1 pseudogene is annotated in these 631 nt (G+C 77.0%); it reads right to left on the bottom strand.

Annotated elements, in window-relative coordinates:
* Positions 1 to 631 (bottom strand): annotated as a pseudogene (locus C667_RS23710) (S-methyl-5-thioribose-1-phosphate isomerase); the annotation flags it as partial.

The raw sequence follows: 631 nt of genomic DNA on the forward strand, positions 1-631 counted from the left end.
GCGCGTGCCCGCGGGGGCGAGCGCGAGCTCGGCGGTGGCGCCGTCCGCGGCCTCGCCGCGCACGTGCAGGACCTCGTCGGCGCCGCGGTCCTCGATCGGAATGGCGGCGCCGTCGGCGCAGGCGAAGTCGAGCGTGGAGTGCGGCGCGGCGATGTGGAAGGGCACCTCGGCGACGCGGGCGGCAAGCGCCTTGAGGTAGGTGCCGACCTTGTTGGCGGTGTCGCCGTTGGCGGCGATGCGGTCGGCGCCGGTGATTACGAGGTCGACCTCGTGGCGCATCAGCAGCAGGCCGGCGGCGTTGTCGGCGATGAGCAGGTGCGGGACGCCGGCGGCGCGCAGCTCCCAGGCGGTGAGCAGGCCCTGGTTGCGCGGCCGCGTCTCGCTCACCACGACCTCGACCGCGATGCCTTCGGCCTGCGCCGCATACACCGGCGCGAGCGCGGTGCCGGCGCCGCAGGTGGCCAGCCAGCCGGCGTTGCAGTGCGTCATCAGGCGCACCGGGCCGGGGCGGCGGGCGGCGATCTCGCGGATCAGGCGCACGCCGTGGCGGCCGATCGCGTCGCAGGTGGCGGCGTCGTCGGCGCGGATCGACTCGGCCTCGGCCCACGCCGCCTCGACGCGCGCGGCGGGC

It is taken from the genome of Thauera phenylacetica B4P, assembly GCF_000310225.1.
Lineage (GTDB): Bacteria > Pseudomonadota > Gammaproteobacteria > Burkholderiales > Rhodocyclaceae > Thauera > Thauera phenylacetica.